A 399-nucleotide genomic window follows, 5' to 3' on the forward strand; every position below is an offset into this window, starting at 1 on the left:
GTCGATATCGAAACCAAATCCAGGTGAGCGGGCGTGCGTGCCAATGATATCCAAGTTTAATGTTGTCGATGCTGGTTGCCGCGGAGCCAATGTTCGAAATTCTTAGATATAGTGAAATTCCGGTTCGATGTGCGTCGAATCCGTTGTGTTTCTTGCCGGTGGGATATGTTGAACATAGCGTTGGCCCCTCCAGTAGGTCGATCCTGAGTCTTGGTCGTCGTCTCAACGCGGAAAAGAGTCCGGATGCCCAAGCGGCGAATAGAGTGCAAAGAAAGGTCATAACGCTGACAACGCCTTGGTTGTCGTTGAGCCATTTGACGAAATCGTTGGACATCTCGTTTCCCATCAGATCACTCGGTGTTTCGCTTGCTCAGAGCCTTACCCCTAAGAGCCGTATGG

The 399-nt window shown here is 50.6% G+C and carries 1 pseudogene; it reads right to left on the bottom strand.

Going from position 1 to position 399, the window contains the following annotated elements:
• Positions 1–334 (bottom strand): annotated as a pseudogene (locus DY467_RS26390) (hypothetical protein); the annotation flags it as partial.
• Positions 335–399 lie beyond the last annotated feature (65 nt).

It is taken from the genome of Rhodopseudomonas sp. BR0G17, from assembly GCF_010907025.1.
Lineage (GTDB): Bacteria > Pseudomonadota > Alphaproteobacteria > Rhizobiales > Xanthobacteraceae > Rhodopseudomonas > Rhodopseudomonas palustris_H.